Here is a 21,165-nt window from a genome sequence, read left to right on the forward strand (position 1 = left end):
GAAATCGAAAGATTTACTGAAAACACGTTTAACACTATAAAATATTGAAATTATGGTAGAGGAGCAAGTTAGATATTCAGATGCTGATTTAGCAGAATTTAAAGCACTTATTCAAAACAAATTAGAAAAAGCAAAAGGCGATTTAGAGCTTATTAAAAGCGCATATATGAATGATTTAAATAACGGAACAGATGATACATCTCCAACGTTTAAAGCATTTGAAGAAGGAAGCGAAACAATGAGTAAAGAAGCCAATTCGCAGTTAGCTATTCGTCAAGAAAAATTTATCCGAGATTTAAAAAATGCCTTAATTCGTATCGAAAACAAAACGTATGGTATTTGTAAAGTTACTGGCAAATTAATAGGGAAAGAAAGATTAAAAATTGTTCCTCATGCTACTATGAGTATAGAAGCTAAGAATTTACAACGTTAATCTTTTTACAAAATTTGACTAACGCTCCCTTTGGAGCGTTTTTTATTTCATAAAAACCACTATTTTTGCCAAAAATAATTGCAAATGTCTTTAAAGAAAGCTTATTTATTAATCATTAGCATTTTGCTAATTGATCAAATTTCAAAAATATATATCAAAACACATTTTTTCATCAACGAAGAAGTAAAAGTTTTTGAGTGGTTTCGTATTCACTTTATAGAAAACGAAGGCATGGCTTGGGGTGCAGAAATCCCAGGAGAATATGGAAAGCTTGTACTAACTCTTTTTAGAATTATTGCTGTTGGTGGAATTGCATGGTGGTTGTGTGATGCTGTAAAGAAAAATAGTTCTAATTTTTTGATTGTTGCCATTGCCTTAATTTTCACTGGCGCATTAGGAAATATTATAGATTCTGTGTTTTATGGCGTAATTTTTAACGATAGTTACCATCAAGTAGCAACAGCTTTTTCTAATGATCCTTACGGAACTTGGTTTCATGGAGAAGTAGTAGATATGTTTTATTTCCCTATTTGGGAAGGTAATTTGCCTTCGTGGCTACCGGGTGTTGGCGGAAAACATTTTACTTTTTTCAACGCTATTTTTAATGTAGCCGATGTAGCGATTTCAACAGGTGTTGGTATTTTAATTGTTTTTAATAAAAGAGCGTTTGCTCATGCGGATAAAGAGGAAGTTTCGGCAGAATAAAAATCTATCTTTCTTTTACCCATTCTTTTGTATCGAGATTTAATGTATCGATATCATATTCGATAAAGTATCGAAATGGCCCAAAATCATAAACTCTATTATTCGTTGGAATATGTTTATTCGTTTTCCAATTCACATAATATTGAGAAATAATTTTGTCATTTTTTTGACTTTTATGTCTATAAATAGTCGAAATGTCAAAGAATTGAGTTTGTGGGTCAATTTTGTTGGAGTAAATATAGAAGTTGATTAGCACTCCGAGCAGAAAAGTAAAATTCAAAATAGCACAAATAATAGTCATCACTTTGTTTTTGATTGTTCTGATTTTTAAAAATAATAGAACAGAAAAAAGAACACAAAAAATATTAAAAAAAGTTCCAAAACCTCTATTTAGTTCAGGTTTACTAAATTCAAGTTTAGGTATTGCAAAATGAATTAGTACGACTATCAAAAAGAATACTACAAAACTTCTGAAAACCATTTTAAAATTGAATTTCATACGTTTAATTTAAAAATTGTAAAATCCCCTCAGGCGTCACACAAAAATCCAACTTAACATCACTTTCAGAAACATCTTCAATTTTTTCTTCAGGAGGGAAGAAAGATAACCCAATTTTTATCGTTTCGGGCTTGCATTTACTTAGAAAGTTATCGTAGAAACCTTTGCCGTAGCCAACGCGATTTCCTTGCTTATCGTAAGCTAAAAGCGGCACAAAAACCACATCAATTTTCGCATCAGGCACTTCTAAACCATCAACCGGTTCAGGAACGTTGTAACTGTTCTTTTTGATTTTGGTATTATCCGTTAATAAAAAATGCGTCATTCCTAAAGTAGCAAATTTGCACTTTGAAATGACGATTTCTTTATCTTTTCCCGCTAAAATTTGAAGGATATATTCGGTATTGATTTCTTTTTGCTCTTCAATCGTTAAAAACAAATGGTAATACAATTTGTCCCAAATGTCCATACGCAACAATTGGTTCGCAATCGCCAAGCTTTTGTCTTCGATTTCCTCTTGAGAAATCAGTTTTCTTGCTTCTTTGCTCTTTTTTCTTGCTTCTTTCTTATCCATTTACAGACGCTTTCAATTCGTCTATAAATTTAGTCAAATGTTCTACTTCTACGTGATCCATTAACACAATTTTGTACCATTTGTTGTGTTCATTGTGTTGTTGTGGCACCAAATCATACTTTTCAGCAATTTTTTCTGGAATAGATTCGGCATGAATCGTTACGATATTCATAAACGGTTCGCGGAAATATTTGATGTTTAAATTGTCTAATTCATTACATAGAAATTGGGTACGCATTTGTAAAACACTCACTTTTTCAAACCAACCATAAGCGCCATATGTGAATAAAATCATCCAAACCGCCACCGCATTTGCACCAGAGCGACTTCCGCAAAGGGTTAAATCCATTCCTTCAACGTATTCCGCTTCTTTGGTTAATACGTTTTCGATTAAACCTTTTCGGCAAACAAAAACACCTGTTCCATAAGGAGCTTGCAACATTTTGTGGGCATCAATCGTAATCGAACTAATTTTTGGATTACTAAAGTTGATATTCGATTTTTGATTACTAAACGGATAGACAAATCCACCATAAGCACCATCAATATGCAAACGATAAGTAACGCTGTGTTTCTCTAAAACAGAAATATAATCATTAGGATTATCAACCGAACCAAACATAGTTGTTCCCATATTCGAAACCGCAATGAAGTATTTTTTACCTTTATTTTTAGCTTCCGAAATGATGTTTTCCAAAGCAATTGTATCAATTTCACGATTTTCAAAAGCCACAGGAATTTTCAACCAATCAATTTGCAATAAATTAGAAGCTTTTGGAATGGAATAATGTGTGTCTTCCGAAGCTAAAATGGCGATTTCGTCTAATTTCGCATCGAATTTATGAATGAATTCATTTCTAAAAACCCAAATGGCTTGAATATTTGCTTCCGTTCCACCAGGAGCGATATAACCATCGAATTCATTTTCTTTGGCTTTAAAAATGTCAACGGCAATTACATTTAATACTTCGCGTTCAATTTCTTGTGTGCCAAAAAAAGCTTTTTCGGAAGTGCCAAAAGTGTGACATCCAATGTTATTTGGATTAGCAACGTAGGTTTGAAGCGTAGGCGCATCTTTTAAAAATGGCGCATCATCATAGAAAACGCGTCCGTCTAATTTTGATGCTGGATAGCCTAATGAAGCGTCTTTAGAAAAGTTAACATTTCCTTTTAGAGCCGATTGTATTTTCTGTTTTCGTTCTTCTTGCGTAAGTTTTTTCCAAAATTGCATACCTAAAAATTTTAGCGAAAATACGTAGAGCCAAATCAATAAAATATGACAATTGTTAGGTTTTTATGCTAAATGTGTAGAAATATGAAAAATAGCATCGCCTTGATAAATAATTGGCGCATCATTCACATTAATAATATAACCTTCATGAGGTGCTTTTACTTTATGTTCGATTTTTCCATAAGGGTCAGAAATAGTAGCCAATAAATCCCCTTTTTTAACAAAACTACCAATCGCGGTTAAACCATGAAACATCCCTGAATATTTAGCTCTTATCCAATTCGATTTTTCGATGTAAATGGTTTTATTTTCGCAATTTGCTATTTTTTTCCTTGGATTTAGCATCTCTAAATGATGTAAAAAACGCTTGGTTCCTTCTACAGCTTCTTGTGTTACTGTATCGTTTAAATCCAATGATTTTCCACCTTCAAAAAGTAACATTTTAACATCTAATTTATCGCAAGAATTTCGAAACGAACCCGAAATATTTTTCGAATACAACGTAAAAGGTGCATTGAAAACATCAGAAAGTTCTTTAAGTTCTGGATTTTCAGGTACAATTCTAATTTGAGGAGCATTAAAACGACTGGCGCCACCTGCATGAAAGTCAATTGCATAATCCACGTGCGGAATAATGTCTTTCAAAATATAATACGCAAAACGACTCGCCAACGAACCTGTTTTGCTTCCAGGAAAAACTCGATTCAAATCGCGACCATCGGGAAATTCACGTGTTTGATTAACAAATCCAAAAATATTGATAATCGGAATACAAATAATGGTGCCGCGTTTTGGTTTGTTGATTTTTTGAATGATTAACTGACGTACAATTTCGGTTCCGTTGATTTCATCGCCATGCAAACAAGCTGTGAATAAAACCGTTGGGCCATCTAGTTTTGAACGTTCCACAATAATGGGAATTTTCAATTTGTTCATGGTGTGCAACTTGGCAATTTCCATGTTAATGGTTTTGCTTTCGCCCGCTAAAATGGTTTCTTTTAGTATTACAAGTGGTTTTGAGGCTGTCATTTGGTTGATTCTAAGGTGTTAAAAATACGAAAAGTTCAAGAACAAGTTCAAGAACAAGTTCAAAAATCAATTTTTTATTGGAACATGCATTTTAAAAGCAAATAGCACAATGTTTAAATCCGTTTCATCTGCGCTGCAAAGCATCCGTTTCATCAGCGTGCCAATTAAAACAAATCTATTATCTTTGTTCTTTACTCTTTTCTTAAAAAATGCAAACACCATTAGAACTTCAAATCCAAACCTTGCCTGATAATCCGGGTGTGTATCAGTATTATGATAAGGAAGGAAAAATTCTATATGTAGGAAAAGCAAAAAACTTAAAAAAACGGGTTCAATCGTATTTTACCAAGAACCACGACAATTATAAAACTTCTGTTTTAGTTAAGAAAATTGTAACCATAAAACACATTGTTGTTCCTACGGAAACCGATGCGTTACTGTTAGAAAACAACTTAATTAAAAAGCTACAACCACGTTATAATGTCTTGCTCCGCGATGACAAAACCTATCCTTGGATTTGCATTAAAAACGAACGATTTCCAAGAATTTTCTCTACTCGAAAAATGATTAAAGATGGTTCGGAATACTTTGGACCGTACACGAGTTTTAAAACCGTTCACACGATTTTAGATTTGATTAAAGAATTGTATCCACTTCGAACTTGTACTTACGATTTATCAAAAGCGAATATCGATTCTGGAAAATTCAAAGTCTGTCTGGAATATCACATTGGCAATTGCAAAGGCGCTTGTGAAGGATATGAAATGGCTGAAAACTATCAAAATCAAGTCGAAAAAATCCGTCAAATTTTAAAGGGAAATTTCAAAGAAAGTTTGAAAGATTTCAAGAAATTAATGACCGATTTGGCGATGGAAATGAAGTTTGAAGAAGCGCAAAAAATCAAAGAAAAAATTGAAGTTTTAGAAAATTACCAATCGCGTTCTACGGTTTTGAATCCGAAAATCACCAATTTGGATGTGTTTTCTATTATTTCCGATGAAACGATGGCATATGTGAACTTTTTACAGATTTCGCATGGTGCAATCGTGCGTTCGCATACGTTGGAATTAAAGAAAAAATTAGACGAAACTAATGAAGAATTGTTGGAATTAGCCGTAGTAGAATTGCGCGAACGTTTTCATTTGAATGCACGAGAAATTGTGGTTCCTTTTGCGATTGATTTGGGTGAAAATATAAAAGTTACCGTTCCTCAATTAGGTGATAAAAAGCAAATTTTAGATTTATCAGAACGTAATGCCAAATATTACCGATTAGATCAATTAAAACAAATTCAAATCGTTGATCCAGAACGTCATACGAATCGCATTATGGCACAAATGCAAAAAGATTTGCGATTATCAGTAGAGCCAAGACACATCGAGTGTTTTGATAATTCAAATATTCAAGGAACGAATCCAGTTTCGGCTTGCGTGGTGTTTAAAGATGGAAAACCGAGTAAGAAAGATTATCGTCATTTCAATATCAAAACGGTTGAAGGTCCAAATGATTTCGCTTCGATGGAAGAAGTGGTGTATCGAAGATACAAACGTATGTTAGATGAAAATCAACCTTTACCACAATTGATTATTATTGATGGAGGAAAAGGGCAATTATCATCAGCATTAAAAAGCATTGATGATTTAGGTTTAAGAGGAAAAATTGCCATTATCGGAATTGCAAAACGTTTGGAAGAATTGTTTTATCCGGGTGATTCGGTGCCGTTGTATTTGGATAAAAAATCGGAAACCTTGAAAGTGATTCAGTATTTACGAAACGAAGCACATCGATTTGGAATTACGCATCATCGCGATAAACGAAGTAAATCGGCTTTAACCAATAGTTTGGAAAGTATTCCAGGAATCGGTGAAAAAACGATGATTGCATTAATGAAACATTTTAAAAGTGTTAAAAGATTGCAAAATGCCGACGAAAAAGCAATTTCTGAGGTTGTAGGTGTTTCAAAAGCCAAAAAAATTTCCGACTTTTACAAGAATAATAAATAATGCACATGAAAAAAATCTTCTTGTTTGTAAGCCTACTATTTTTAACCCAAATCAGCTTAGGACAAGAAAATGCGCGACCAAAAATCGGACTTGTTTTAAGCGGTGGTGGCGCTAAAGGATTAGCTCATATTGGTGTTTTAAAAGTAATTGATTCGCTGGGTATACAAGTAGATTATATCGCGGGAACTAGTATGGGAGCTGTTGTGGGTGGTTTATATGCTTCGGGTTATACAGGAAATCAACTAGACTCTATTTTTTCTAAAATAGATGTTGATGCTTTACTTCAAGATTATACACCGCGCGAATCAAAATCATTTTATGAAAAACGAAATGACGAAATTTATGCCTTAACACTTCCGTTCAATAATTTTAAATTAGGATTGCCTTCTGGACTTTCAAAAGGACTATATAATTTTAATTTGATGTCAAGATTAACACAACATGTAAGTGATGTGAGAGATTTTGATAAACTACCCATTCCTTTTCTTTGTATTGCTACCGACGTTGAAACCGGAGAGCAAATTGTTTTAGATGAAGGCATTTTAGCGCAAGCAATAATTGCAAGTGGTGCTTTACCAACATTGTATAATCCTGTTGAAATTAATGGAAGATTGCTAATAGATGGTGGTGTAGTTAATAATTATCCTATTGAAGAATTAAAAAATAGAGACGTTGATTTTATCATTGGAATTGATGTGCAAGATGGTTTAAAAAATAGAGAACAATTAAAAGATGTCACCGCTGTTTTATCTCAAATTAATAATTTTTCGATGATTGAAAAAATGGAAGGAAAACGAAGTTTAACCAATATTTATATCCAACCAGACATTAAAGGTTATTCAGTTGTATCTTTTGATAAAGGACAAGAAATTATTAAAAAAGGAAACGAAAAAGCCAAAGAATATATCAAAGAGTTGTTGCCTTTGAGAAATGTAGATGAAAAACCCTTATACAGAGTGGTTCAAAATGATTCTATATTTATTAGAGATATTACCTTTAATAAATTAGAAAATTATACTAGAGCATATATTGTAGGGAAGTTAAAAATTAAAAAGAACACAAAAATTCCAGTAACGCAGATAGAAAAAGGAATTTCAAATTTAAATGCAACACAAAATTTTAGTGCGATAAGTTATTCTTTTGAAAAAACACAAAAAGGAGAAAGATTAACATTAAATCTTAAAGAAAATAAGAACAATACATTTTTAAAATTCGGATTGCATTATGATGATTTATATAAAAGTGGTGTTTTAGTTAACTATACGCACAAGAAAATGATTGTAAAAAACGATGTTGCTTCTTTAGATGTTATTTTGGGCGATAATTTCAGGTATAATTTTGATTATTATATTGATAATGGATTTTATTGGAGCTTTGGTTTTAATTCAAAATTTAATTCTTTCAACAGAAACATTGCTACCGATTTTGAAAATGGCGTAATTTTTACCGATTTAGGAATAAATTCTGTGAATATAGATTTTGCCGACTTAACTAATCAAGCATATGTGCAAACAATTTTCGCTCAAAAATTTTCTTTTGGTGCTGGATTAGAGTTTAAATATTTAAATATTGAATCAGAAACACTTCAAAATACGAAGCCTGTTTTTGATAAAAGCAATTATTTATCCGCTTTTGGCTATTTAAAGTATGACACATTTAATCAAAAATATTTTCCAAAGAAAGGCTGGTATTTTTCCGGAGATTTAAAAACATTTTTATATTCTTCAGATTATACAAATGAGTTTGAACGTTTTTCTATAGCAAAAGCAGATATAGGAATTGTATTTCAACCCGTTAAAAGAGCTACAATTAAGTTGCAAACTGAAGGCGGATTTGCTATTGGCGAACGAACAATTTCATTTTTTGATTTTGTTTTAGGTGGTTATGGTTTTGTTTCGGTTAATAATATCAAGCCATTTCTTGGGTATGATTTTTTAAGTTTAGCAGGAGATAGCTATGTAAAAGGATCTATAACAACAGATTATGAATTTTATAAAAAGCACCATCTAAATTTTACAGCAAATTTTGCTAATGTGGGTAATAGGATTTTTGAACATACAGAAGGCTGGTTGGTAAAGCCTCGATATACGGGTTATGGTATTGGCTATGGGATGGAATCTATTATTGGACCTTTAGAAATAAAACATTCTTGGTCGCCTGAAACGGGTGATCACTTCACTTGGTTTTCGGTAGGTTTTTGGTTTTAAAATCAAAAAATCACAAAAAAAATACATTAAATGTAATTTTCTGTCGTATTGTTTTCAAAAAAGTTTATTTTTGGAACTCAAATTTTAAATAATTATTTATGTCTATTTGGAGAGTTAAACCAGTTTCTGCTTTTGAAGCTGATATGAAAAAAAGTGAATTGAAGAAAGTTCTCGGAAAATGGAGTTTGACTGCAATTGGAGTAGGAGCTATTATTGGTGGAGGAATTTTTGTTTTAACAGGAACAGGTGCTTATTATCATGCTGGCCCTGCTTTGGCAATTTCTTTTATCATCGCCGGTATAGCATGTGTTTTTGCAGCCCTTTGCTATTCAGAGTTTGCATCAATTTTACCTGTTGAAGGTTCGGCTTATGCTTATGCCTATGGAACAATTGGCGAAATTTTTGCATGGATAATTGGTTGGGGATTAATATTAGAATATGCCATGGGGTCAATGACTGTCGCAGTGTCTTGGTCCGGATATTTTAATAAACTACTCAAAATGTTTGGAATAAAGCTTCCGGAATGGCTAACTTCAGATCCAGCGAGTTATACAGGAGAAGGGTTTTCAATGAACTTACCTGCTTTCTTAATAGTTTTGTTTGTGATTTCTATATTAATCAAAGGAACTCAAAGTGCAGCTAAAGCAAATAATTTAATAGTTATTCTTAAAGTTTCAGCTATTATATTTGTAATTATTGCTGGAGCTTTCTTTATTAATATTGAAAATTGGACGCCATTTATTCCTGAGGCAACACAAATTATAGATAAAGAAACCACTCATGATGCATATGGTATAGCTGGAATTGTTTCTGGAGCCGCGGCAATCTTTTTTGCTTATGTTGGATTTGATGCTGTATCAACACAGGCGGGAGAAGCTAAAAATCCTAAAAAAGACGTTCCTTTTGCAATTATTGCGTCTTTATTAATTTGTACGCTTTTATATATTCTTGTTTCACTTGTATTAACAGGAATGATGAATTATAAAGATTTTGATCCACTAGGACAATATCCAGATGCAATTAAAGCTCCAGTTGCTTATGCTTTTGATATTGCTGGTCAAGCATGGGCAGGATATATTATCACCATTGCTGCTACTGTCGGATTAATTTCTGTATTAATGGTTATGATTATGGGTCAATCTAGAATTTTCTTAGGAATGTCAAAAGACGGACTTATTCCTCAAGTATTTTCAAGAATTAATCCAATTTCTGGAACACCAAAAACAAATTTAATGATATTAGGAGGTGTGATTGCTATTGTTGCTGCATTTACTCCAATTAATAAATTGGCCGACATGACAAGTTTTGGGACGCTATTTGCCTTTACCATGGTTTGTGTTGCGGTATGGATACTAAGAGTTAAACAACCAAACATAGAAAGAACATTTAAAGTACCTGCTTTACCTGTAATTGCCGTTTGCGGAATACTTATTAATACATATTTGATGATTAACTTAAGTAAAGAAGCTCAAATGCTTTCTTTAGGGTGGTTGGTTATCGGAATAATAGTGTATTTTCTTTATGGAAAACGAAATGCCAAATTAGGGAAAGAAAATCAACAATAAAATTAAGCCACTTTTTAGTGGCTTTTTTCATTTTTTTACGATATTTGTATTGTATGAAACCATTTTGGATAGGTTTATTGTCGCATCTTAAATTCCTCATCAAGAGAAATCCTGAGTGAGTGGTGCTTTTTTTTGATTAATGAGTAAAGTTTAGCTAGTGCTTTAACTTTTTATTTTAACATTTAAACAAAAAACACAATGCCAATATATCATAAATTAGGAGAAATTCCTCGTAAACGTCATATACAATTTCGTAAACCAAATGGCGATTTGTATTATGAACAGTTGTTCGGAACAGTAGGTTTTGACGGAATGTCAACCAATTCATATCACGAGCAAAGACCAACTCAGGTTAAAGAAATAAGAAGACAATATAGTGTTGCGCCAAAAATCGCAAAATCAAATAATATTCAGTCCTATAAATTACGAGGTTTTGATGTGGCACCACAAGACGATTTTTTAGAAAGTAGAAAAATTGTTTTAACAAATTCTGATTGCCACATTGTTTTAGCTGCACCTAGAAAATCTACAACCGATTATTTTTATAAAAATACAGATTCAGACGAAGTCATTTTTATTCATAAAGGAACAGGGAAATTAAGAACAATGCTTGGAAATTTAGATTTTCAGTATGGGGATTATTTAGTTGTTCCACGCGGAATGATTTATAAAATTGATTTTGATACTGAAGACAATCGTTTGTTTATTGTAGAATCTCATGCGCCAGTATATACACCAAAACAATACAGAAACTGGTTTGGACAATTATTAGAACATTCTCCTTTTTGTGAAAGAGATATTCGCCGTCCAGAAGAATTAGAAACTTATAATGAAAAAGGAGATTTCGTAGTTAAAGTTAAAAAGAAAGACGAAATTTTCGAATTAGTTTATGCTTCACATCCATTTGATGTAATTGGATATGACGGATTTAATTATCCATATGCTTTTTCAATTCATGATTTTGAGCCGATTACAGGTAGAATTCATTTACCTCCGCCAATTCATCAAACTTTTGAAACGAGCGCTTTTGTAATTTGTTCATTTGTACCAAGATTATACGATTACCATCCTTTAGCTATTCCAGCGCCTTATAACCATAGTAATATTGATGCTGATGAGGTGTTGTACTATGTTGATGGTGATTTCATGAGCAGAAATGATATTAAAGCTGGAAATATTTCTTTACATCCTGCTGGTATTCCTCATGGGCCGCATCCAGGAGCTGCAGAAAGAAGTATAGGTAAGAAAGAAACTTTAGAATTAGCAGTAATGGTTGATACATTTAAACCTTTAATGGTAACTGAAGACGCAATGGCAATTTCTGACGATGATTACTTTAAATCTTGGTTAGACGAATAATTAATTTAAACACAATTTTGGTAATTTTTTACCTAATAAAATATATTAGAATATGGCAAAAGAAGTAAAATCTGTAGAGTACGGATTAGAAAAAATATTTGAAGGAGCACAAGACTTTCTTCCACTTTTAGGAACTGATTATGTTGAGTTTTATGTAGGAAATGCAAAACAATCGGCTCATTATTATAAAACAGCATTTGGTTTCCAATCGCATGCATATAGAGGTTTAGAAACAGGTTCAAAAGATTCTGTAAGTTATGTTTTAAAACAAGACAAAATCCGTTTGGTTCTAACAACACCATTAAACAGTAGTTCACCTATCAATGAACACCTTGCGAAGCATGGAGATGGAGTAAAAGTTATAGCGCTTTGGGTTGATGATGCAAAATCAGCTTGGGAAGAAACCACAAAACGTGGCGCTGTGTCGTTTATGGAACCAACAGTTGAAAAAGATGAGCATGGAGAAGTTGTTCGTTCAGGTATTTATACCTATGGCGAGACAGTTCACATTTTTGTTGAACGTAAAAACTACAGCGGTGTGTTTTTGCCAGGTTTCGTAGAATGGAAATCAGAATATAATCCTGAACCCCTTGGACTTAAGTATGTAGATCACATGGTAGGAAACGTTGGTTGGGGAGAAATGAATCAATGGGTTAAATGGTATGAAGATGTAATGGGATTTGAAAATTTCTTATCGTTTGATGATACGCAAATCCATACAGAGTATTCAGCTTTAATGAGTAAAGTGATGAGTAATGGAAATGGAAGAATTAAATTCCCAATTAATGAACCTGCAAAGGGAAATAAAAAATCACAAATTGAAGAATATCTAGATTTTTATGAAGGACCAGGTTGCCAACATTTAGCTGTAGCTACTGATGATATTATCAAAACGGTGTCTGGATTAAAAGCGCGTGGGGTTGAGTTTTTACCACCACCACCACAAGCTTATTATGATGAAATTCCGAATCGCTTGGGAGTTCATAGAGATATGATGAAAGAAGATATTAAAAAATTGCAAGAGTTATCTATTTTAGTTGATGCTGATGAAGATGGCTATTTATTGCAAATTTTTACCAAGCCAGTTGAAGACAGACCAACTCTTTTCTTTGAAATTATTCAAAGAATGGGAGCAAAAGGCTTTGGTGCAGGTAACTTTAAAGCGCTTTTTGAGTCAATTGAAAGAGAACAAGCATTGCGAGGAACGCTATAAAAAAGCATTTTTATTAAACAATCATCAAAATACAACGTTGTAGTAATGTAATTTTTGATAAAAATATGTTAAAGTTTATTTTTTATTGAGAATAATTTAAAAAACCTTTCTACATTTGCACTCGCAAAAACAGAGAGGTAGTTTGCTCTGCTTTTGTAGTAAATTTTCATAATTTATAGTTTTTTGGTTGGTTAATAGCATAAAAACTCAGTCATATTTTTGACTGGGTTTTTTTGTTTTACTATTTTTGGAACAAAAATTGCATTTTCATTTTAAAAATGAATAAAATATGAAAAAAATTATCTTACTTCTAGGTCTTTTTATCTTTACAAACTCATTTGTTCAAAGAGAAAATGCATACACAACTGGCGAATGGTTTAAACTTAGAATTCACTACGGATTTGTAAATGCGGGGTATGCAACTTTGGAAATTAAAGATGCCGTAAAAAACAATAAAAAAGTTCATCATGTAATTGGAAAAGGCTGGACGGTAGGAATGAGTAAGTTCTTCTTTAAAGTAGATGACAATTACGAAAGTTATTTTGATAAAGAAACCGGAAAACCATATCAATTTGTTAGAAAAATTGACGAAGGCGGCTACACAAAAAATCAAGAAGGGTTTTTTAACCAAACAAAAAATACAGTCTTAGTTAAAGATTATAAAAAGAAAACCGAGAAAACATTCAGCGTTCCTGAAGAAGTTCAAGATATTGTTTCTTCATTTTACTATTTAAGAAATCATCCAAAAATTGACAAACTTAAAGTAGGCGAATCAATTGCTATCGATATGTTTTTTGATAATGAAACTACAAAGTTTAAGTTAAAATTTTTAGGAAGAGAAGATATAAGCACTAAATTTGGAAAAGTTTCTTGTATGATGTTTCGACCATATGTACAAGCAGGAAGAGTTTTTAAAGAAGAAGAAAGCTTAACTGTTTGGATATCAGATGACGATAATAAAATACCAATTCGATTAAAAGCAAGTTTAGCAGTAGGTTCTTTAAAAGCCGATTTGGAAGCGTTTAAAGGTTTAAAGCATTCATTTAAAATTAAAGTTAACAAATAATGGAAATCACTCCAAAAATCCAAGAACAATTAAATCAGTTGAATGATAAGTTTGATGCAATCAACCAAAATACATCAACACATTTAGAAGGCTTACTTTGGGCAAAGCCAATCACATATTGGGATTATATACAAACCGATGCTTTGTTGAATTTACAAATTCAGCGTACCACTTTGCCTGACGAAATGGTTTTTGTAATGTATCATCAAGTGAACGAACTTTTGTTTAAAATGATTCTTTGGGAAATGAACCAGCTTTGTCATACAGAACAACCAACCACGGCTTATTTTACAGAAAAATTAGGAAGAATTAGTCGTTATTTTGACATGTTAACCACGTCTTTTGATATCATGAAAGATGGAATGGAGCCTGAACAATATTTAAAATTTAGAAATACATTAACACCAGCAAGCGGATTTCAGTCAGCTCAATATCGTTTAATTGAATTTTCATCAACCGATTTAATTAATCTTATTGATAATCGTTTTAGAGCTACTATTGATAGAAATACGCCATACGAACACGCTTTTGAGCATTTATATTGGCAAGCCGCAGGAAAGGATTATCACACGGGCGAAAAATCGTATTTAATTTTAGAATTTGAGAGAAAATACAAAAAAGTATTCTTAGATTGGATGGAAGAATACAACACAATTAATTTGTGGCGAAAATTTAAGCAACTTCCAGAAATAGATCAAAAAAATCCAGAGTTAGTCGCAGCAATGCGTCATTATGATGTAACAGTTAATATTACATGGGTTATGGGACATTTTAATGCAGCAAAAAAATACATTGAAAGTGTGCCAGGAAATCATGAAGCTACTGGAGGAAGTGATTGGAAAAAATACATGTTACCAAAATATCAAAAAAGAATTTTCTTCCCAGAGCTATGGACAAAAGAAGAATTAGACAATTGGGGAGAATAACAACATTTGCAAAAACAACAACATTGAGATATTTAATTTTAGCACTTTTTTTTGTCACTTTTTTTACAGCATGTAATCCAAATGATAAGAAAGAAAATAAAAAACAAATTGTTAAAAAAGAACCTATAATTAAAGAGTATGGGTTTACATTTAATGACTATAAAGTAGTTCAAGATACGATTCGTTCTGGGGATACTTTTAGTGCACTTCTAGAAAAGTTTCCATTAAAAGATAGTCTTAAAATACATGAGGTAACCGAAAAAGTCAAAGATTCTTTTAATGTAAAAAGAATTAAAGCTGGAAAACCTTATATCTTATTTTTAGACAAGAAAAAACCAAACACATTACAAGCATTGGTTTATATAGAAGATAGAATCAATTATACAGTTGTTGATTTTAGAGATTCTTTAGTTGTGTCTAATAAACAAAAACCAACAATTGTTAAGCGTCGAGTAGTTGCGGCAGAGATTAATGGTTCGCTTTCAGAAACCTTAAGTAATGCAGGTGTTAGCCCAGCATTAGCTCCAAAATTAGCAAACATATATGCTTATACAATCGACTTTTTTAAAATTCAGAAAGGAGATAAATTTGCCGTTACTATTAATGAAAGATATATAGACGATACCATTTATGTAGGAGTTGAAAGTATTGAAGCTTCTTACTTCGAGCATAAAGGGAAAAAGATTTTTGCCTTTCCTTATAAATTAAATGAAAAGCAGAAAAAAGAAGATTATTATGATGAAAATGGTAAAGGCTTAAAAAGTATGTTTTTAAAAGCACCATTAGATTATTTCAGAATATCTTCACGTTTTTCTGGCAGACGTTTTCATCCAGTACAAATGCGATTCAAAGCACACAACGGCACGGATTATGCAGCACCACACGGAACGCCAATTAAAACAACTGCATCAGGTGTAGTAGAACGAACTGGATATACCGCTGGAAATGGAAATTTTGTAAAAGTTAGACATAGTTCTACCTACTCCACACAATATTTACACATGTCTAAAATTTTAGTGCGTAACGGACAAAGTGTTTCGCAAGGACAAACCATTGGAAAAGTAGGAAGTACAGGTTTAGCAACAGGTCCACACGTGTGTTATCGTTTTTGGAAAAATGGAGTGCAAGTTGATCCATTACGATTAAAATTACCAAATACAGAACCAATGGGTAAATCAGATAAACAAAAATATCTAAAATATATTGAACCTCTTAAAAGGGAATTAGATAGTATAACAGCAATAAAATTTAAAGAATAATGGCACTTAAAAACATAAATCCTTCGCAAACTGCAACTTGGCAAAAAATTCAATCTCATTTTGACAAAATGAAAAATGTCCAAATGCAAGATTTGTTTGCTAAAGACAGTGGTAGAACAGAAAAAATGCACATTCAATGGAATGATTTTTTGGTTGATTATTCAAAAAATATTGCAACACAAGAAACGTTTAATTTACTTTTTGAATTAGCAAACGAAGCACAATTGAAAGATGCAATCTCTAAATATTTCCAAGGAGATTTAATTAATCAAACTGAAAACAGAGCCGTATTGCACACAGCATTGAGAGCACCTGAAAATAAAAGTGTAATTGTTGATGGTGTAAATGTAATGCCAGAGGTATATTCGGTTAAAAATAAAATTAAGACTTTTTCAGACGAGGTTATTTCTGGAGCAAGAAAAGGATTTTCAGGAAAACAATTTACAGATATTGTAAACATTGGAATTGGTGGTTCAGATTTAGGGCCTGCCATGATTGTGGAAGCTTTGCAGTTTTACAAAAATCATTTAAATGTTCACTTTGTATCAAATGTAGATGGAGATCATGTTAATGAAATAATCAAAAAAATAAATCCAGAAACTACTCTTTTTGTAATTGTTTCAAAAACGTTTACAACACAAGAAACCTTATCAAATGCAGAAACAATCAGAAGTTGGTTTTTACAATCTGCTAAGCAAGAAGATGTAGCAAAACACTTTGTTGCTGTTTCAACCAACATCCAAAAAGTAACAGAATTTGGAATAGAAGCTAACAACGTTTTTCCAATGTGGGATTGGGTTGGAGGGCGTTTTTCATTATGGAGTGCAGTTGGATTATCTGTTAGTTTAGCAGTAGGCTTTGATAACTTTAACAACTTATTAAAAGGAGCTAATCAAATGGACGAACATTTTAAAAATGAATCATTTGATAAAAATATCCCAGTTGTATTAGCTTTGTTAAGCATTTGGTATAACAATTTTTTTGGAGCTGAAAGTGAGGCTCTAATTCCTTACACACAATATTTGCAAAAATTAGCACCTTATTTACAACAAGGAATAATGGAAAGTAACGGAAAAAGCATTGGTAGAGATGGAAAACCAGTAAATTATCAAACAGGAACAATTATTTGGGGAGAACCTGGGACTAATTCCCAACATGCGTTTTTTCAATTAATTCATCAGGGAACAAAGTTAATCCCAACTGATTTTATTGGTTTTAAAGAAGCATTATATGGCAATAAAGACCATCATGATAAGTTGATGTCTAACTTTTTTGCGCAAACTGAAGCTTTGTTAATGGGAAAAACACCAGTCCAAGTAAAAACAGAATTTGAAAAGCAAGGAGTTGTTGGTGATAGAGCAGAATTTTTATTGCCATTTAAAGTCTTTACAGGCAATAAACCCACAAACACATTGTTAATTAATAAACTAACGCCAGAAACTTTAGGAGCTTTAGTTGCGCTATATGAGCACAAAATTTTTGTTCAAGGTGTTATTTGGAATATATTCAGTTACGATCAATGGGGTGTAGAACTTGGAAAACAATTAGCAAGTTCAATTTTAGATGAAATTGTGAATGAAAAAGTCCAAGAACATGATAGTTCAACTTCATTTTTAATAAAAAAATACCTAAGTTAAATTGCTAATAATTAATAATAGTTATAATCCTTGCTTGAAAAAGTGAGGATTTCTTTTTTTACGCACAAAATCATCGATAAAAAACAAAAAAAAACGTTAAAAAGATAATCCGTTGTTTTTTAATAGATTGAATAGCTTTGTTAACATTAACTTAACATTAGAAATAAAATCTTGTAAGAAATTTGCGGAAATATTTTAAAAACACAACAAATGAAAATTTTTAAAAATGTATTACTTTATGGTTTCTTATTTTTATCAACCATAACAGTATTTTCTCAATCAAAAATTACGGGGGGCGTAATGGATGGCGAGTTAAATCAGCCTTTAGCTGGAGCTAGTGTTGTTATTAAAGGAACAACAACGGGGACTTCTACAGATTTCGATGGAAAATTTGTATTAACAACAACAGAAAAAGCTGGAGAGCTTGTAATTACTTATTTAGGATTTGAAACTAAAACAGTTTCATTTACAACTTCTGGAGATGTTACGAATGTTGGATCAATCGTTATTTCGCCAGAATCAGGACAACTAGAAGATGTTGTAATTGTAGGTAAAGGAATTATTGACGTTGCGAAAGAACGCAAAACACCAATTGCCGTTTCTACAATTAAAGCTGTTGAAATCCAATCTAAAGTTGGAACAGCAGACGTTACACAAGCAATGGTAAATACGCCATCAGTTTATGTAGCGGGTCAATCTGGAGGTTATGGAGATTCAAGAATTACGGTTCGTGGATTTCAACAAGACAACACCGCTTTCTTGTTAAATGGACAACCAATTAATGGGATGGAAGACGGTAAAATGTACTGGTCAAACTGGTCAGGGATGTCTGATATTGCTAACTTTATCCAAGTGCAAAGAGGTTTAGGTTCTTCAAAATTAGCTATTTCTTCTGTAGGAGGTACAGTTAACTTTGTTACTAAAGCAACAGACAAAAAAGAGGGAGGATTTGCTTCTATGGGTGTAGCTAATAGTGATTATTTTAAGACTACTGCTGCTTACAATACAGGTATGAGCGCAAAAGGTTTTGGTATGAGTATCATGATGTCTCACTGGCAAGGTGATGGTTACAACCAAGGAACTAGAGGAGAAGGACAAAATTATTTCATTTCTTTTGGTTACAAACCGAATGATAGACATAACTTCAACTTCTTAATTACAGGAGCACCACAATCTCACGACCAAAATTTCACTAAAAAGATATCTGATTATTTAGGTTTTGGTAGAAAATACAATAACAATTATGGTTATTTGAATGGAAAGTATATTTCAGAGAGAACAAATTTCTATCACAAACCAGTTGCTAATTTAAACTGGGATTTCAACATCAATAGTACGACTTCATTATCTACAGTTTTATATGCTTCATGGGGTCGTGGAGGAGGAACTGGTAATTATGGAGGAGGAAAGAGAAGTGTTTCTCAATTAAATCCATATACAGGAGCAAATCAAAATACTTATATTGATTTCAATCAAATCTATGCAAATAACTCAGCTGATGCTGATGGAATTGGTACTGGTTCAAATTATGCAATTAGAGCTTCAATGAATAATCATGCTTGGTACGGAATCGTATCAAACTTCAAAAAAGAACTAAATGATAATTTAAATTTGAATTTTGGTTTAGATTTAAGAACGTATAAAGGAGATCATTACCGCCAAATAGTTAATTATTTAGGATTAAATGGATGGTCAGAAAGTAGATTTTTAAGAGATAATAATCACGTTATTCCTAATCCAAACACATTGCCAAGTGCAACAAATACCGTGAATGAATCATACAATATTGATCCATGGAACGCATTTTTTAATACTGCTGCAGATAATCAAAAAGTTGATTATGACTATAGCGAAACAATCTCTTACGGAGGTGTTTTTGGTCAAGTAGAGTATTCTAATGATAATTTTTCTGCATTCTTCCAAGGAGCTATTTCTAATCAATCACACCAAAGATTTGATTATTATGACTATCAAGATGAATTCCAAGATTCAGAAAAAGTTTCTAATGTAGGGTATAATGTAAAAGGAGGGGCTGCTTATAATTTTGCAGAAAAACATTCAGTTTATGCAAACGGAGGTTATTACTCACGTCAACCATACCATGATAATATTTTCTTAAACTTTACAAATCAAGTTAATCCATTAACTGAAAACGAAAAAGTATTAGGATTAGAAGCTGGATATACTTTCAAATCAAAAATGTTTTCTGGAAGTTTAAATGCATACAGAACTACATGGGAAGATAGAGTTGTTACAACTTCAGCGGTTCAAGCTACTAATGGAACTATTGGTACTACTCCAGTACTTGCAGGAGATGTTATTTTCACATCTAATCAAGGGGTTAAACAAGTTCATACAGGTTTAGAATTAGATTTTGTTTTCAAGCCAACTTCAAATATAGATGTAAAAGGTTTTGCTTCTATGGGTAATTGGGAATATGTTGATAAAGCAATTAGCACAAAATATGACGAAAGTTTAAATCCATTGTTAGTTGCTGAAACTGATTTAGATGGTGGAAAAGTTGGAGATGCTGCTCAAACTACATGGGGATTAGGTGCTAAGTATGAGTTTATTAAAAACTTTTCAATTGATGCTGATTGGAGAAATTATGATAAATTATACGCAAACGTTGCTGCTAAAGATAATTTAGAATTACCAAGCTATGATTTAGTAGATGCAGGTATTTCATATAAAATGTTAGTTGGTAAAGACAAACAGAATTCTGTTAACTTTAGATTTAACATGAATAACGTTTTTGATGAGGTTTATTTATCTGAGTTAACTTCAAATATTAAAACTGATGCATTTATTAGTGGAACTTCTGGTCCTACATATCAATCTGCTGGTAGAGTTTATAAAGGAATTGCAGATGGAAACCAAGGTTATTTCGGTTTCGGAAGAACATGGAACTTTACAATTCGTTATAACTTCTAATTCAATTTAGAAAACATATTTAAACCTCTTGCTCATTTTTTGAGTGAGAGGTTTTTTATTTCTTATATTTGTAATTCACAATAAAAAAACTAACTATGTATAACACGATTCTTTCTGTTCACTCTTATTTAGCTTATGCGGCTTTGGGTTTATTATTTATTGCAACTATTAACGCTATTTTTGGACTTACATCTAAAGGTTTGTTTAAGTCAAAAGATAGAAGTATTTCATTGTTTGCTTTGATTGTATGTCATATGCAATTATTAGCAGGTTTAATGCTATATTTTGTCTCTCCACTTGGATTAGAATCTTTCGGGCAAATGAAAGAAGCAGCTTTAAGATTAACTTCATTAGAGCATCCATTAATTAATATTATTGCATTAACACTAATTACAATTGGATGGTCAAAGCATAAAAAAGAAGAAAGTAACAATGGTAAATTCAAAAAAATAGCCATTTTTTATACATTAGGATTACTTCTAATTTTATCAAGATTACCATGGGCTAATTGGTTAAACTAATCCT

Annotated in this window: 17 protein-coding genes; 13 read left to right on the forward strand and 4 right to left on the reverse strand. The window is 32.2% G+C overall.

From position 1 onward, the window contains the following. Positions 1–52: 52 nt before the first annotated feature. On the forward strand, positions 53–433 hold the full coding sequence (locus G4L40_RS02350; protein WP_166235543.1) for a TraR/DksA family transcriptional regulator: 381 nt from the start codon (positions 53–55) through the stop codon (positions 431–433). An 84-nt stretch (positions 434–517) separates the two neighbouring features. After that, the gene (locus tag G4L40_RS02355) at positions 518–1,138 is read left to right on the forward strand and encodes a lipoprotein signal peptidase (RefSeq protein ID WP_166235544.1); all 621 of its coding nucleotides are present in this window, start codon (positions 518–520) and stop codon (positions 1,136–1,138) included. Positions 1,139–1,142: 4 nt separating this feature from the next. Here G4L40_RS02355 and G4L40_RS02360 read toward each other — a convergent pair whose 3' ends face one another. From G4L40_RS02360 to G4L40_RS02375, 4 genes are all read right to left on the reverse strand, one after another. After that, on the reverse strand, positions 1,143–1,637 hold the full coding sequence (locus G4L40_RS02360; RefSeq protein ID WP_166235545.1) for a hypothetical protein: 495 nt from the start codon (positions 1,635–1,637) through the stop codon (positions 1,143–1,145). A gap of 4 nt (positions 1,638–1,641) precedes the next feature. After that, positions 1,642–2,211 carry a 5-formyltetrahydrofolate cyclo-ligase gene (locus G4L40_RS02365; RefSeq protein ID WP_166235546.1) on the reverse strand — a complete coding sequence of 190 codons (570 nt, stop codon included), beginning with the start codon at positions 2,209–2,211 and terminating at the stop codon, positions 1,642–1,644. Next, positions 2,204–3,442: a pyridoxal-dependent decarboxylase gene (locus G4L40_RS02370; protein ID WP_166235547.1), complete on the reverse strand. Its 1,239-nt coding sequence runs from the start codon at positions 3,440–3,442 to the stop codon at positions 2,204–2,206. Before G4L40_RS02370 ends, G4L40_RS02365 begins: the two co-directional genes overlap by 8 nt. A gap of 63 nt (positions 3,443–3,505) precedes the next feature. Beyond that, a complete protein-coding gene (locus G4L40_RS02375) occupies positions 3,506–4,471 on the reverse strand; it encodes a succinylglutamate desuccinylase/aspartoacylase family protein (protein ID WP_166235548.1) in 966 nt (321 codons plus the stop codon). A gap of 209 nt (positions 4,472–4,680) precedes the next feature. Between G4L40_RS02375 and uvrC the strand changes: the two genes are divergently transcribed. The 11 genes from uvrC to G4L40_RS02430 all read left to right on the forward strand — a co-directional run bounded on the left by uvrC (position 4,681) and on the right by G4L40_RS02430 (position 21,161). Further along, the gene (gene uvrC / locus G4L40_RS02380; protein ID WP_166235549.1) at positions 4,681–6,474 is read left to right on the forward strand and encodes an excinuclease ABC subunit UvrC; all 1,794 of its coding nucleotides are present in this window, start codon (positions 4,681–4,683) and stop codon (positions 6,472–6,474) included. 5 nt (positions 6,475–6,479) lie between these two features. Next, positions 6,480–8,681, forward strand: coding sequence for a patatin-like phospholipase family protein (locus G4L40_RS02385; protein ID WP_166235550.1), 2,202 nt, complete (start codon positions 6,480–6,482; stop codon positions 8,679–8,681). Positions 8,682–8,779: 98 nt separating this feature from the next. Then, entirely contained in the window at positions 8,780–10,246 is a 1,467-nt protein-coding gene (locus G4L40_RS02390; RefSeq protein WP_166235551.1) for an APC family permease, read from the forward strand. 198 nt (positions 10,247–10,444) lie between these two features. After that, a complete protein-coding gene (locus tag G4L40_RS02395; protein ID WP_166235552.1) occupies positions 10,445–11,605 on the forward strand; it encodes a homogentisate 1,2-dioxygenase in 1,161 nt (386 codons plus the stop codon). 52 nt (positions 11,606–11,657) lie between these two features. Then, positions 11,658–12,818, forward strand: a complete 1,161-nt coding sequence (hppD, locus tag G4L40_RS02400; RefSeq protein ID WP_166235553.1) for a 4-hydroxyphenylpyruvate dioxygenase — start codon at positions 11,658–11,660, stop codon at positions 12,816–12,818. 289 nt (positions 12,819–13,107) lie between these two features. Further along, complete coding sequence (locus G4L40_RS02405) at positions 13,108–13,884, forward strand: DUF3108 domain-containing protein (protein WP_166235554.1); 777 nt, start codon at positions 13,108–13,110, stop codon at positions 13,882–13,884. Beyond that, positions 13,884–14,810, forward strand: a complete 927-nt coding sequence (locus G4L40_RS02410) for a tryptophan 2,3-dioxygenase family protein (protein WP_166235555.1) — start codon at positions 13,884–13,886, stop codon at positions 14,808–14,810. Before G4L40_RS02405 ends, G4L40_RS02410 begins: the two co-directional genes overlap by 1 nt. A 23-nt stretch (positions 14,811–14,833) precedes the next feature. Further along, positions 14,834–16,069, forward strand: a complete 1,236-nt coding sequence (locus G4L40_RS02415) for a M23 family metallopeptidase (RefSeq protein WP_235922565.1) — start codon at positions 14,834–14,836, stop codon at positions 16,067–16,069. Further along, on the forward strand, positions 16,069–17,706 hold the full coding sequence (gene pgi / locus G4L40_RS02420; RefSeq protein WP_166235557.1) for a glucose-6-phosphate isomerase: 1,638 nt from the start codon (positions 16,069–16,071) through the stop codon (positions 17,704–17,706). Before G4L40_RS02415 ends, pgi begins: the two co-directional genes overlap by 1 nt. A gap of 210 nt (positions 17,707–17,916) precedes the next feature. Beyond that, positions 17,917–20,640: a TonB-dependent receptor gene (locus G4L40_RS02425; RefSeq protein WP_166235558.1), complete on the forward strand. Its 2,724-nt coding sequence runs from the start codon at positions 17,917–17,919 to the stop codon at positions 20,638–20,640. A 95-nt stretch (positions 20,641–20,735) separates the two neighbouring features. Further along, complete coding sequence (locus tag G4L40_RS02430; protein ID WP_166235559.1) at positions 20,736–21,161, forward strand: hypothetical protein; 426 nt, start codon at positions 20,736–20,738, stop codon at positions 21,159–21,161. Positions 21,162–21,165: the final 4 nt, after the last annotated feature.

The sequence above is a fragment of the Flavobacterium celericrescens genome (assembly GCF_011392075.1).
Lineage (GTDB): Bacteria > Bacteroidota > Bacteroidia > Flavobacteriales > Flavobacteriaceae > Flavobacterium > Flavobacterium celericrescens.